Source organism: Streptomyces sp. SP18CS02, assembly GCF_036322365.1.
GTDB lineage: Bacteria > Actinomycetota > Actinomycetes > Streptomycetales > Streptomycetaceae > Streptomyces.
The window spans coordinates 128,382-142,385 of the sequence record NZ_JAQYXC010000306.1; the positions used below are offsets into that span (position 1 = coordinate 128,382).

Sequence of the window (14,004 nt, forward strand, 5' to 3'; positions counted from 1 at the left end):
GTTGCCCGGCGGCACCCTGGGCGGGGCCGTCCGGGTGACCGGGTCGCCCGACCCGGCCGCCTGCCCACCCCGTCAGCCGTTCGGAGCCGCTGGGCGGAGCCGTCGGGCCCGGTCAAGGGGCCGGGCCGGCCGGCCCCCGGGCCTCGTTCCCGGTGAGTGACCACTCGTCAGGCGTCCCAGGTCACGGGCAGTGTCTGCGGCCCGCGGATCAGGGCACCCTGCTGCCACTCGATCTGCTCCGGCGGCACCGCCAGGCGCAGCCCGGGGAACCGGTCGAGCAGGGACGCGAGGACGATCTCGGACTCCATCCGCGCCAGCATCGATCCGACACAGTGGTGCGGCCCGAAGCCGAACGACAGATGCGCGTTGGGTCCTCGGTCGAAGTCGATGACGTCCGGGTCGGCGAAGACCGAGGGGTCACGGTTCGCGGCCAGGTAGGAGGAGTAGACCGCCTCCCCCTTCTTGATGAGGACGCCACCGATCTCCAGGTCCTCGGTCGCGATCCTGGGGAGCCCCACTCCGTTGCGGTGGGGGATGTACCGCAGGAGCTCGTCGACGGCCTGCGGCAGCAGGTCCGGCTCGGCGCGCAGCCGGGCGAGGTGCTCCGGATGGGTGAGAAGCGCGTAGACCATGTTGGCGCTGTTGTTGCGCACCGCGTGCGCACCGCTCACCAGGATGGCGGTGGCCAGCGAGATCGCCTCGTGCTCGTTGATCTCACCCGCCTCGCAGGCCGCGGAGAGCACGCCTGCCAGGTCGTCCTGTGGCTCGGCGCGCCGCCGTTCGAGCAGTCCGACGATGACGTCCCGCACCGTCGACTTGGCCTCCTTGCTGCGGGCCGGGGCCGGGCGCGGGGCCATGATGACGTTCGCCCAGGAGGTCATCTGCGAACGCTCGTCCTCCGGCAGGCCCAGCAGGTCGCTGACGACCGAGAGCGGGAAGGGCCCGTGCAGGTGCTCCATCAGGTCCGCGGGCGGACCCTGCTGCTCCATCGCGTCCAGCAGACGGTCCGCGGTGCGCTGGGCCATGGGCCGCAGCCTCTGCATGCTCTTGCCGGTGAACGCGCGCGCCACCACGCGGCGCATCTGGGTGAGGTGGGGCGGGTCCGCGTAGTTGAGGGCGGCGTGCTTGGCGGCGATGGCGTGCGGCGAGGAGCTGGTCACCCCGCGCTCCGCCAGGGCCTTGCGGCTGAGCCGGGGATCGGAGGAGGCCAGTTTGACATCCTCGTAACGCGTCGTGAGCCATGCGCTGCCCTCGCCGAACGGCAGGCGGATGCGGGCCACCGGCTCTTCGCGGAGCAGTCTGGTCAGCAGCGGGTCGAAGTCCAGGGCCTGCAGTTCGTCGAGATTCCAGACGTGGACGGACTCGTCCTCATGCGGGCAGGTACCGGGCGCGGTCACCGTCTCGGGTTCGGACGTCATCGGGTTCATCTCCCAGCGTTCGGCGTTGCACGGGCGCGCGGTGCGCGGTGCGCCGGTCAGACCCGGAGGGCCGTTCCGGCGCGGTGAACGGGCGCCACATCCCTTCCCGATCGCCGGCCCATCGGCCCGGCCGGGCCCCCTCATCACCGATTCGGCTCAGACGGCAGGGGGGACGTCCCAGCGCGCGCAACAGTGGGCGGTCCGTGATCCTTTGATCAAACGCGAGAGAAGGGCGCAACGTCATGGCCACTCTGTGCAGACCCGCGGTGTCCGTGCCCGAGCATGTGATCACCATGGAACAGACCCTCGACCTGGCGCGGTCCGTCCATGCGGACCATCCCCAACTGGAACTGGCACTGCGGCTGATCCGGAACACCGGCGTAGAGAAGCGGCACCTTCTGCGACCGATCGAGGAGACGCTGGAACACCCCGGCTTCGAGTACCGCAACCGGGTGTACGAATCCGAGGCCAAGGCCCGGGTGCCCGCCGTCATCCGGCAGGCCCTCGACGAGGCCGAACTCCGCACGACCGACATCGACGTGATCATCTATGTGTCGTGCACCGGCTTCATGATGCCGTCGCTCACCGCATGGCTGATCAACTCCATGGAGTTCCGCACCGACGTCCGTCAGGTGCCGATCGCCCAGCTCGGGTGCGCGGCAGGCGGAGCGGCGATCAACCGGGCCCATGACTTCTGCACCGCCTACCCCGAGGCGAACGCTCTGATCGTGGCCTGCGAGTTCTGCTCGCTGTGCTACCAGCCGACCGACCTGACCGTGGGCAATCTGCTCTCCAACGGTCTGTTCGGCGACGGTCTGGCCGCGGCCGTGGTGCGCGGCCGGGGCGGCCATGGTGTGGAGCTGGAGCGCAACGGCTCCTATCTGGTCCCGGACACCGAGGACTGGATCGCCTACGACATCCGTTCCACCGGCTTCCACTTCAAGCTCGACAAGCGGGTGCCGGGCACCATGGAACCGCTCGCTCCGGCCCTCAAGGAGCTCGCGGGGCTGCACGGCTGGGACGCCGCCGCGCTGGACTTCTACATCATCCACGCGGGCGGGCCGAGGATCCTCGACGACCTCAGCAAGTTCCTCGGAGTGGAGCCCGAGGCGTTCCGCTTCAGCCGGGCGACCCTGACCGAGTACGGCAACATCGCCAGCGCGGTCGTCCTGGACGCGCTGCGCAGGCTCTTCGAGGAGGGCGGAACGGAGCACACCGCGCGCGGGCTGCTCGCCGGCTTCGGTCCGGGGATCACCGCGGAGATGACCCTGGGCCGCTGGACCATCCCGGACACGCTGTCGCTCGCGCAGAGGAACTGAGACATGCAGAACGAGACGACGACGGCCACGGTCGGCCTTCGCCCACCGATCCGCTTCTGGCCTGCCCAGGACCTGTTCGGTGTGGACTTCGATCCGGTGCTGGCGGAGCTCATGGAAGAGGGCCCCGTCACCCGTATCAGGCTCCCCAACGGCGACGGCTGGGCGTGGCTGGTGTCGCGGTACGACGACGTGCGGATGGTGACGAACGATCCGCGCTTCTCCCGGAAGGCGGTGGTGCAGAACGACGTCACCCGCCTGGCCCCGCACTTCATCCCGGTGGACGGGGCGGTCGGGTTCGAGGACCCGCCGGACCACACCCGGCTGCGGCGGGCCGTGGCGGCCGCCTTCACCTCCCGGGGTGTCGAGCGGCTGCGCGAACGGGCGCAGGCGATGCTCGACGAACTGGTCGACGGGGTCCTGCGGGACGGTCCGCCCGTCGACCTCACCGAGCGGATCCTGGCCCCGTTCCCGCTGGCGGTCGTCTGCGAGCTGATGGGGGTTCCCGTCCCCGACCGGCCGCGGATGCACGAATGGACCTCGCTCATCCTCTCCTCGTCCCAGGGGGCGGAGCGCAGCAACCAGGCGAAGAACGAGATGTGCGCGTACTTCGCCGAACTGCTGGAGCGTCGGCGGGGAACGAGCGGTGAGGATGTGATCGGCCTGCTCTCCACCGCGGTGGCGGAGGGCACGGTCACCGAGTCCGAGGCGGTCGGTCTCTCGCTGCTCATCCAGATCGGCGGTGAGGCGGTCACCAACAACAGCGGCAACATGATCTACATCCTGCTCACCCATCCGGAGCACTTCGCCCGGCTGCGCAGCGAGCCGGAGCTGCGGCCGTCCGCCATCGACGAGTTGCTGCGCTACATCCCGCACCGCAGTGCCGTCGGGCTGTCCCGGATCGCGATGGAGGACATGACCATCGCGGGCCATGACATCAAGGCGGGCGAGGCCGTCTACGTCTCGTACCTGGCCGCCAACCGGGACCCGGACGTCTTCCCGCAGCCGGAGGAGATCCGTCTCGACCGGAACCCCAACCCCCATGTGGCGTTCGGCTACGGTCCGCACTACTGCGTGGGCGGGATGCTCGCCCGGCTGGAGTCGGAACTGATCGTCTCCACGCTGCTGGACCGCTTCCCGAACCTGCGGTTCGCCGTGCCGGTGGAACAGCTCCGCTTCCGCGCCGGCGCGCTCATCCGAGGGCCCGAGTCGTTGCCGGTGGCCTGGTGACGGCGCATGGCGGGACACCCGTGTCCCTGTTCGAGAAAGTCCCCGACGGTCTGCTCGTTCCCACCGGGCACGGCCGCACCCTGCGGACGCCCGCCCAGGAGGTCACCTTCAAGGTCACGGGGGAGCACTCCCGCGCGGCGTCCAGTTTCGAGGTCGTGGTGCCCCCGGGTTTCGATGTGGGGGCGCACGTGCACACCCGCAGCGAGGAGCTCTTCTACGTTCTCGAAGGCGAGCTCGACGTGCTGGCCTTCGAGCCCCGGGTGCGCTCGGCCGACGACTGGCGGCACTGGGAGTCCCCGGCGGGGCGGCGGAGCGTACGGGCGACTCCCGGCACGGTCATCGTCGTGCCGCCGGGCTGCCCCCACGCGTTCGCCAACCGCACGGACACCCCGGCGAAGATGTTCTTCCAGGCATCGCCTCCCCCGGACCACGAGCGGTACTTCGAGGAGCTCCTGGGGATCCTCGACGCCGGGGGTTCTCCCGATCACGCGGCGATCGCGGCACTGCGGGCCCGCTACGACATCGAGCAGCTCACCCCCTTGCGGCACGATGCCCGGACGGATCCGTGAGCACGGATCCGTAGGCGGACCGCGGGTCCGAAGGGATTCGCCGCGAGGCCGGCCGGATCCGGGGGCGGCCCTCCTGCGAGGGCCGCCCCCGGCGCTTGCGTCCGCGGGCTCGTCAGCCCTCGGCGGAGAAGCGTTCCCAGACGCGGTGCCCGCCGAGGAGCCTGGTGATCTGCTCCAGCACACCGCCCGCGTCGTCCCCGGTCACCACGCCGGGGGCCGAGGGCTCGACCCCGGCGGCCTCCAGGACGCTCGGCGCGCCCGCCCAGGCGCCGATGGCCTTGGCGTGGCGGTAGGCCTCGGTGACCATCAGCAGCACCCGCGGGTCGGTCGACGCGCCGGCCAGCAGGACGGCGTCGTACTCGACCGACCGTGCGGTGGCGTAGGTGCGCTGCACGGTGATCGGCTCGCCGTCCGCGTCCAGCTTGCCCCCGGTCGGGGCGATCACCAGGGGGACCATGCCCGCGTCGAGCACCGCCTGGCGCACCTCGCGGACGCCGGCCAGGTCGCTGTCCTCCTCGGCGACGATGCCGATGATCCTGCCGTCCAGCGGCCAGGTGTCACCCAGCTGCGACAGCGCCGGGCTGGGCTCGACCGGTGTCTGCGGCTCCGTGGGCTCGGGGGCGGGCAGCCCGAGGCCCGCGGCCACCCGCCGGCACAGTTCGGGGTCGATGTTGGCCAGCACCTTGAGGCCGCGTTCCTTGATGGCCTGCTCGTAGCACTTGCCCAGTTCGAAGGTGTAGGCGGCGACGATGTGCTCGCGCTCGGTCGGCGTCATGCTGAGCCAGAACCGGCGGGGCTGGCTGAAGTGGTCCGCGACGGAGGCCGGTGCCTCACGGACCTTCCGCGCGGCCGGAACCTCCACCGGAACCTCGATGTACGCCCCGGTGTCCGCACCCGCGAGGAACGGACAGCCGCCGTCGAGAGAGTTGGGGTGGTAGGGGGCCACCCCGGTGTGCACGGCTGTCTGGTGCATACCGTCCCGCAGCATGTCGTTGACCGGGGCGTGGGTGCGGTTGATGGGGATCTGGGCGAAGTTCGGTCCGCCCAGCCGGCTGATCTGGGTGTCGAGGTACGAGAACAGCCGGCCGCTCAGCAGCGGGTCGTCGGTGATGTCGATGCCCGGCACGAGGTGCCCGGGATGGAAGGCGACCTGTTCGGTCTCGGCGAAATAGTTCGACGGGTTGGCGTTGAGGGTCATCAGCCCGATCGGCTGAACGGGGGCCTGCTCCTCGGGGACGATGTTCGTCGGATCCAGCAGGTCGATGCCCTGGAACGTCTGGTCCGGGGTGTCGGGGAAGGTCTGGACGCCCAGTTCCCACTGCGGATAGGCGCCCGCCTCGATGGCGTCGGCGAGGTCCCGGCGGTGGAAGTCCGGGTCCATTCCGTTGATCAGCTGGGCCTCCTCCCAGACGAGGCTGTGCACGCCCAGCTTCGGCTTCCAGTGGAACTTGACCAGGGTGGTCCCGCCGTCCGCGTTGACCAGCCGGAAGGTGTGGACCCCGAAGCCCTCCATCATGCGGTACGAGCGCGGGATACCGCGGTCGGACATGTTCCACAGCGTGTGGTGGGTGGCTTCGGTGTGGAGCGTGACGAAGTCCCAGAAGGTGTCGTGGGCGCTCTGCGCCTGGGGGATCTCCCGGTCGGGATGCGGCTTGCCCGCGTGGATGATGTCGGGGAACTTGATCGCGTCCTGGATGAAGAACACCGGGATGTTGTTGCCGACCAGGTCGAAGGTGCCTTCGTCGGTGTAGAACTTGGTGGCGAAGCCACGGGTGTCGCGGACCGTGTCCGCCGATCCCCGGGAGCCGAGGACGGTGGAGAAGCGTACGAAGACCGGGGTCTGGACGCCCTTGCGGAGGAACGCGGCCTTGGTGACCCCGCTCGCCGTCCCGTACCCCTCGAAGACGCCGTGGGCGGCGGCACCCCGCGCGTGCACCACACGCTCCGGGATGCGCTCGTGATCGAAGTGGGTGATCTTCTCACGCAGATGGTGGTCCTGGAGCAGCACCGGTCCGCGCGCCCCGGCCTTCAGGGAGTGGTCCGTGTCGTACAGCCGGGCGCCCTGGGCCGTGGTCAGGTATTCGCCGCCCTGCGCCAGCCGGGACGGTTCGACGCCCGTGGGCTGACCGGTGGGGCTGAGCGTGTCCGGGCCGCTCTGGTCGGACTTGGGGGGCAGCGGTCCGCGCGGCTCGGTCGGTTCGTCGAGCGACGCCGGCTCCGGGGACGGCTTACCGGGGATCTCTCCTGCCGGGCTCTCGGCCCCGTGGGCGGTCTTCTTGGGGTTCGCCATTCTTCCTCCTGCACGAGACGCCAACTTCACAGCCATGACCGCCGCGGACCGGAGGGAAACGGGCACGCCCGGGACATCCGTCCATCGGCACACACCCGGGCGGGTGGCCCCGCGGTCCGTGAGTGGTCACTGCGCGCGCATACCCGGATGCCCGCGCCGGAAGCAGGAGGATGGCGCGGGCCGCCGGGACGGTCGCCCACCCCGACCCGGCGGCCGTCTCCGCCGTCCGCGGTCAGGGATCCTCGGTGTAGAGGGAGGCGGGGATCATCGCCGCGATCCACTCGCCGAGGATCGCCCTGACGTACTCCTCGGCGGCTTCGCCGTCCGCTCCCTCCTTGTCGAGTGCCGCGCGTTTGACGAGGATGGCGAAGGCCTTCGCGGCCTGCATCTGCTCGTCGGGTTCCAGGGCTCCCCACCAGATCTCCCACTCCGGGGAGTCGTAGGCGGTCATGATGAGGCGGCCGACGGTGTACCGCTGACGGGCCTCCAGGAGTTCCCGCTCGATCCGGGCACGCGCCGCCACACCGCGGGAGTCGCGGCCGGTCCCCGGCTCGCCGACCGGACAGGGCACCGAGGAACCGGAACCCGGGCCGGATCCGGTGACCCCGCCTGCGCCGGTGCCGTTCGCGGTGCCGCTGTGGGGGCCGGCGTCCATGGTGGTCGTGGTCGTGCTCATCGGGTTCCTCGCTCCGTTCACACCTCCGGCTACCAACGGACGAGCACCTCCAAGGGCGTTCGCGCGGCGCTCCGGTCGAACCGTGGGATCGCCCGCGCCATGCGGGACGGCCGCCTTCGCGGTGCGGCCCGGGGACGGATTCGGTGCGGGGCGGCCGGGGGCCGCAGGTGGCGCCCGTGGCCCAAGCACGCACGCGCGGCGGCGCCGCGGGAGGTCGGCGGATGGTGCGGGCAGGCGCTGACGGTCTCGGTGGCGCTCATGTCGTCGGTGCTCCTGATGTGCGGATGCGGAGGTGTCGGGCGGGCGGATGCGTACGGGCGACGGGGAAGGGGGCGGTACGGGCGCGGCCCGTACGGGACGAGGGGCCCGGCCGCCCTTCCGCCGGCGTCCCTGCCGCGGCGCGCGCTCCCGGGCCGGCGGCGGGCCGCGGGCGAGCGATGCGCAGACGTCGCCGGCCACGGGCCCTATGAGGCCGGGCCCGTTCCCGTACCGCGCCCGAACCGGCAGGGGCGGTCACGCGCGCGCCGGACCGGGGGCGCGTCGCCCCGCCGGCGCCCGGGTCGTGACCTGCGCATCCGTGCAGGGTTCCTCTCGGGCCACCGGTCGTGGTGGGTAGCACGCAGCACCTCCGAAGCAGTCGATACCCGTCCGCCCGCGAAGCCTCCGGGGCCGGCAACGGGCTCTGTCCCCCGGCTCGTTCCTGCCCGGGCCGGCCCGAGCCACGGCTGCGGCACCGGCCCATCACACCGGTGAGTGAAAGGCGTAACGCTTCTTCCACCTGAACGCGGGAGCGCGCGGGTCGTGGCGTCGCGGGCGTGAACGCGGCACAGTGCGCGCCGTGCCGAAGTCGCGCGCCGGTCGGCGTCCGGGCGACCGGACGTCTCCGCGGTCCGCCGTCGGCGGTGGGACGCTCCGTCCGTCGTCGCCGGGAGGCCACGGGCTCCACCCGCGACCCGTGGCCGGTGCCGGTGCCGGTGCCGGTGCCGGGTTCAGCGTTCCAGCTCCTTGTGCGCGCTTTCCGGCAGCCGCAGGTAGACGGCCGCCGACACCAGGCAGAGGGCGGAGACGTACCAGGGGAACAGCTCCGGTCGGCCGAGCTCCTTGAACAGGGTTCCCACATACGGCGCCGTGCCGCCGAAGAGGGCCACCGTCAGGGAGTACGGGAACCCGATGCCCGCCGCGCGGACCCGCGCGGGGAAGATCTCCGCGTTGACGGCGGCGGATATCGAGGTGAACCCGGTGAGCAGCACCATGCCCGCGCACTGGACGAGCAGCAGGGAACCGAAGCCGCTGATGGAACGCAGCAGCACCACGCTCAGCAGGGCGAACCCGATACCGAAGAACAGCAGCAGCGGCTTGCGGCCGTAGCGGTCGGACAGGAGCCCGCCCAGCGGCTGGAGCAGGGCGAAGAAGGTGAGGGAGACAGTGCCCGCGAGCAGTGCGTCGGCCTTGTCGACGCCGGCGTTGAGTTCTGCGTAGGTCGGGAGGTAGGAGGTCCACGTGTAGTAGGCGATGGTGCCGCCGACCGTGATGCCTCCGATCAGCAGGGACTCACGGGGGTGGCGGCGCAGGGCTTCGAAGAGGCCGGGGCGGCTCGTCACGGCCCGTTCTCCGTCGAGGGCCAGGGTCTCCTGAGCGCCGCGCCGGATCCAGAATCCGACGAGGCTGAGCACCGCGCCGAGGAGGAAGGGCACGCGCCAGCCCCAGCCCTCCATCTGTGCGTCCGTGAACCCGGCGACGAGGGCGGCGGCGATTCCGGAGGCCGCGAGCTGGCCGATGGTGGTGGAGACGTACTGGAAGCTGGAGAACAGACCTCGCCGCCCGGGGCCCGCCGACTCGACCAGGAAGGTGGTGGAGGCGGCGAACTCCCCTCCCACCGAAAGGCCTTGGAGGAGCCTGGCGACGACGAGGATCACCGGGGCGAAGACACCCGCGAGCGCGTACGTGGGGGTGAGGCCGACCAGCAGGCTGCTGCCGCCCATCAGGAGGATGGTCACGGTGAGTGCGGCGCGGCGGCCATGGCGGTCCGCCACCGCGCCCATCAGCAGTCCGCCGACGGGCCGCATGAAGAAGCCCACGGCGAAGACCGCGAAGGTGGAGAGCAGGGGGACGAGGGAGTTGTCGGCGCCGCGGGGAAAGATCTGGGCGGCGATGTAGGTGGCGAGGAAGGTGTACGTGTACCAGTCGTACCACTCGACGGCGTTGCCCACCGACGCCGCGAGGAGTTGGCGTGCGGGACGCCGGGCCGGGGCGGTTGTCTGTGTCATGATCACGGCCATCCCCGCGCCGGCCGCCCGGCACACCTGTGGGGTGTGACGGCTTTGTGGACTCGCCGGACGGGGCGGCGCGCCCGGCAGGGCGCGCTCCGGACGGGGCAGGACCGGGAGGAGCAGACCCGGCGCGTACGCCGAACTCGGCGGGAACGGCCGGGGCTTCGGCAAGGCCCCGGCCTGGCGCGGCCGGGGCCCTACTCGTTGGGCGCGTCAGCGCATGGCATCCGCGTTCGGGCTCCTCCGGGTCCGGGTGGTGCGGCCGTCACTGGTCGCGGCCATGGCCAGGCCGAGCAGCAGAGCCACAACGCCGACGATGATGTTGTTGACCACACTCCGGGTCGTGGCGACGTCGCCGGCCACTACCCACGGAGAGATGATCGTCCATGCTCCGATGACGATGGCGCACCATGCCATGGCGTGGGTCCGCTCATACGCGGAGCCGAACCCTCCCAGGCACAGGGCGTAGGCGACGCCGGTGATCAGGTTGCACACGGCGAGAGTGGTGAAGCCGTTGAAACCGGCTATCCACGGTGAGGCGGCCAGGTACAGACCCGTCAGCAGGGCCATGGTCTCGATCGCCTGACCACGTGGGGTACTGGTCGCCCGTTCGAACCGGGAACGCATCTCGGCAAGATCAGGGTGCTGCTCAATGCTCGGGTGTGTGGTCATTGCGGGCTTTCCTCCTATGGAAGGCTTTATGCGCCCTTTAACCCCATATAACTCCTCGAACTGCATTTCGGTCAATACGCAACTTTCCTTCTGTCGTCATACTGACGACAATCCCCTGGCAGGGACCCTCGCCTCCGTGCGGCGCACTCCCCGACACCATCGGCACCTCCGCTCGTTGATCGACGGCACGCACAACGAGCCGAGAGGGGAACCATGAATCTCCGTACCGTCGCCCTGGCCGCAGCAGCCGGCGCCCTGCTCACCGCCGGCGCCACGACCGCACAGGCCGCAGAGCCCGAGAGGAGCCAGGCGGTCGGGCTGGTGAAGAAGGACGCCCTGACACCGTGGTCCGTCGTCGACTTCGCGCTCGGCACGGAACAGGAGCGGTCGGCGACGCACTGAGCGTCACGCGACGGGCCGTCCGTCACGGACCGGCCACAGCACGGCCGGGCCGTGGCGGACGGGCCGTGGCGGACGGGCCGCGCCCTGGACGGTCCTTGGCGGACCGCCCAGGGCGGGCGCGCCCCGCTCCGGGGGCCGGAGCTCCCGTCAGTCGGCGACCTTCACCGGGGGCAGCAGCCGGACCGGTTCGATGCCGGCGTCGTTGTGCCGCAGCGCCCAACTCTCCAGCGCGGTACGGCAGGCATGGTCGAGGTGGCGCAGTTGCGACAGATCCAGCTCTATGGGCCGGTCCTTGGGCAGGGCCTCCAGCTCCTCCATGATCCGCGGCAGCCTCAGGAACGTCGCGTTGCCCGTGATGACCGCGATCATCCGGCCACCGGTCAGCTCCCGCACCTCGACATGGAGGTGCGAGGTCTCCCAGGCGGTCTTGCAGACGGCGAGAAGCAGTCCCAGCACCACACCCTCGAAGAGGTTGGTGACGACGACGGCGATGGTGGTGACGGCGAGGATCACCGCCTCGCCCCGGTGGTCACGCCACAGCGGGGCCAGTTCCTTGACGGGGACGAGCTTGCAGCCCGCGTGCACCAGGACACCGGCCAGCGCGGCGAGCGGGATGACACCGATCGCGGCGGGCAGCAGGGCGGCGAACAGCAGCAGCCACAGACCGTGCGCGACACGCGAGAGCCGCGTACGCGCACCGGCCTGGACGTTGGCGGCGCTGCGCACGATGACCGCGGTCATCGGCAGGGCGCCGAGCGCGCCGCACACCGTGTTGCCCACACCCTGGGCCATCAACTCCTTGTTGTAGTCGGTGCGCGGACCGTTGTGCATGCGGTCCACCGCCGCCGCGCTGAACAGGCTCTCGGCGGAGGCGATCAGCGTGAAGGCGAGAACGGTACCGATCACGGTGAGGCCGGCCAGATCCGCGAAGTCGCCGGCGCCCGGGGGCTGGATCGCGTCCAGCAGTCCCTGGACCTCGACCTTGGCGACGGACAGGCCGAGCAGCCAGACGGCGGCGGTGGCCAGGGCGACGGCCGCCAACGGGGCCGGGAGCAGACGGGCACGGGCGGGGAGCTTCGGCCACAGCACGAGGACGGCCACCGTCCCGGCACCGACGAGGAAGGCGGTGAGCGCCGTTCCGCCGGAGACGATCGAGGCCACCAGACCCGGCAGGCCGGCTATCTTGCCGAGACCGCCGGAGGGTTGGGCGGTGTCCGCCATCGCGTACACCTGCCCCAGTACGAGGACCAGACCGATACCGGCGAGCATGCCCTGGACCACGGCGACCGATATGGCACGGAACCAGCGTCCGAACCCCATGGCTCCGAGGGCGAGTTGCATGAGTCCGGACACGAGGACTATCGCGCCCAGCGCACCGAGGCCGAACTGCTGCACCGCTTCGTACACGAGGACGGTCAGACCTGCCGCGGGGCCGCTGACCTGCAAGGCACTGCCCGGTAGCGCGCCCACGAGCAAACCGCCGACGATTCCGGTGATCAGGCCGAGTTCGGCGGGTACGCCGGAGGCGACCGCCACGCCCACACAGAGCGGCAGGGCGACGAGGAAGACGACCAGCGACGCGAGGAGGTCACGACGCAGCACGCCGGGGTCCTTGGGAGTCGGGGGTGCCTTGAAGAGGGAAGACATGGGGGGGTCCTAGCGGTGCGGTCCGCGCGCGGCGGACGAGTGGTGCGGGGCTCGAGGTCCGGCGTACGACGACCGGCTCACAGCGGTCTGCGCTTCGCGCTCGCCGGGCGTCCTCCTGCTGACGGTGGGGGGAGCGGAGCACGACGAGAACAACGGGAACGACTGGGACAACGAGCGGACAGGAACAGCGATTTCATGACGGCGTGCCTCCTGCGTCATGGCCGGTGGCCGGGGCGCGGTGTGGTCGGGTCAGTGACGGGCTGGGTAATTGCGGTGGTGACAGGCGCTTCGCACTGAAGTACGGCTCGTGACGACGATCCGCCACGGCGGCTTCAGAGACTTTACCGGAACATTACCTTTTGATGAAAGATCGAATACCAGACAGGAGCCCGCACAACTCCCGCCACACGGTGGGCGACAGGGGTGCCGTCGCCCGTGTTACCGCCACGTTTCGGACGTGTTGACCGCGGCCACCCCGCCCTGTTCCACGCATAGTGGACCTTTGAACCATCTCCGGGTGGACCGCCGAGGGCTGGTGGGCGGGTCCCGGCCGTCGCGAACGTGATCCATCGAACACCGTTTCGCGTCACTGCTTGAATAACATACAAAACTGAAAAGCGACCCTGAATGTGCGTCAACAGACTTGGCGAGGCAGTGTGTTCCCCGCAACGAAACCCGAACCGAGAAAGGATTCCTCCGATGCGGACACTGGCAAGGCGCGCCGTCGTATGCGGTCTGGCCGCAGCAGCGGCCCTGAGCCCCCTGGCGGCGGCCGAGGCGGCCACGCCCGAACCGAGGCTCTACGCGCCGACAGCGCTCGTGCTGACCGTGGCACAGGGCGAAGACGCCGCAACCGCGTCACCCATGCGAGCGGTGACGCTCACGTGCACGCCGACCCCCGGCGGCACTCATCCCTCCGCGCAGCGGGCGTGTTCCGAATTACGTGCGGTGCAGGGCCGGTTCGACGCTCTGAGCGGTGACAACCAGCGTAGTTGTGTCAAGATCTACGACCCGGTGGTCGTCACGGCGCAGGGCATCTGGGAAGGGCGGCGCGTCGACTTCGAGCGGACGTTCTCGAATTCCTGCGTGATGCAGTCCGAGAACGCGAACGTCTACTCCTTCTGACCCCTCGATGCCCACCTCCCCCGCTCCCTCCCGCAACACCACGTAACACCCGCAACAGAACGGCCCGTACGGCCCGCTTCGGCGCCGTACGGGCCGTCCTCGTGTGATCCGCCCGGAGCGGGCGGATCGTATACGAGCCGCGACACCGGCCCGGGTGCACGTCGCGGCCCACCCGCCCGGCCGCCTCGCGGCCGTCTTCCGGCCGCCCCGCGGCCGGGAAGGGCCGCCTTACGGCCGCCCTCCGGGTGCGCCCAGGCCGCACGGGGATCCGTCACCGCACCACCCGCCGGATGGATTCCGGCAGCCCGTGCGGCGCCGTCCGCTGGAAGAATTCCGACCATGACCGAAAACCACCGGACCGGTGCGCCGGACGGCATGACCCGCGCGCC

At 70.7% G+C, this 14,004-nt stretch carries 11 protein-coding genes; 5 read left to right on the top strand and 6 right to left on the bottom strand.

The genetic code is table 11. From position 1 onward, the window contains the following. Positions 1-167: 167 nt before the first annotated feature. The gene (locus PUR26_RS34150; protein WP_329878736.1) at positions 168-1,418 is read right to left on the bottom strand and encodes a cytochrome P450; all 1,251 of its coding nucleotides are present in this window, start codon (positions 1,416-1,418) and stop codon (positions 168-170) included. Positions 1,419-1,660: 242 nt separating this feature from the next. Between PUR26_RS34150 and PUR26_RS34155 the strand changes: the two genes are divergently transcribed. The 3 genes from PUR26_RS34155 to PUR26_RS34165 are packed head-to-tail and all read left to right on the top strand — an operon-like array spanning position 1,661 to position 4,533. Next, the gene (locus PUR26_RS34155; protein WP_329878738.1) at positions 1,661-2,737 is read left to right on the top strand and encodes a type III polyketide synthase; all 1,077 of its coding nucleotides are present in this window, start codon (positions 1,661-1,663) and stop codon (positions 2,735-2,737) included. 3 nt (positions 2,738-2,740) lie between these two features. Then, a complete protein-coding gene (locus tag PUR26_RS34160; RefSeq protein ID WP_329878740.1) occupies positions 2,741-3,964 on the top strand; it encodes a cytochrome P450 in 1,224 nt (407 codons plus the stop codon). Between the two features lie 20 nt (positions 3,965-3,984). Continuing rightward, positions 3,985-4,533, top strand: coding sequence for a cupin domain-containing protein (locus PUR26_RS34165; RefSeq protein ID WP_329878742.1), 549 nt, complete (start codon positions 3,985-3,987; stop codon positions 4,531-4,533). A 112-nt stretch (positions 4,534-4,645) separates the two neighbouring features. On the opposite strand, the gene PUR26_RS34170 is transcribed toward PUR26_RS34165, so the two are convergent. The 4 genes from PUR26_RS34170 to PUR26_RS34185 form a co-directional block, all read right to left on the bottom strand. Continuing rightward, positions 4,646-6,823, bottom strand: coding sequence for a catalase (locus tag PUR26_RS34170; protein WP_329878745.1), 2,178 nt, complete (start codon positions 6,821-6,823; stop codon positions 4,646-4,648). 232 nt (positions 6,824-7,055) lie between these two features. Then, on the bottom strand, positions 7,056-7,499 hold the full coding sequence (locus tag PUR26_RS34175; protein WP_329878747.1) for a hypothetical protein: 444 nt from the start codon (positions 7,497-7,499) through the stop codon (positions 7,056-7,058). Positions 7,500-8,488: 989 nt separating this feature from the next. Beyond that, on the bottom strand, positions 8,489-9,766 hold the full coding sequence (locus tag PUR26_RS34180; RefSeq protein ID WP_329878749.1) for an MFS transporter: 1,278 nt from the start codon (positions 9,764-9,766) through the stop codon (positions 8,489-8,491). 216 nt (positions 9,767-9,982) lie between these two features. Continuing rightward, a complete protein-coding gene (locus PUR26_RS34185) occupies positions 9,983-10,441 on the bottom strand; it encodes an SPW repeat protein (protein WP_329878751.1) in 459 nt (152 codons plus the stop codon). A 213-nt stretch (positions 10,442-10,654) separates the two neighbouring features. Here PUR26_RS34185 and PUR26_RS34190 point away from each other — a divergent pair, with 213 nt between their 5' ends. Next, on the top strand, positions 10,655-10,843 hold the full coding sequence (locus tag PUR26_RS34190) for a hypothetical protein (protein WP_329878753.1): 189 nt from the start codon (positions 10,655-10,657) through the stop codon (positions 10,841-10,843). 147 nt (positions 10,844-10,990) lie between these two features. Here the strand turns inward: PUR26_RS34190 and PUR26_RS34195 are convergent, their stop codons facing one another. Next, on the bottom strand, positions 10,991-12,490 hold the full coding sequence (locus tag PUR26_RS34195) for a SulP family inorganic anion transporter (RefSeq protein WP_329878755.1): 1,500 nt from the start codon (positions 12,488-12,490) through the stop codon (positions 10,991-10,993). A gap of 699 nt (positions 12,491-13,189) precedes the next feature. Between PUR26_RS34195 and PUR26_RS34200 the strand changes: the two genes are divergently transcribed. Further along, on the top strand, positions 13,190-13,615 hold the full coding sequence (locus PUR26_RS34200; protein WP_329878757.1) for a subtilase-type protease inhibitor: 426 nt from the start codon (positions 13,190-13,192) through the stop codon (positions 13,613-13,615). Positions 13,616-14,004: the final 389 nt, after the last annotated feature.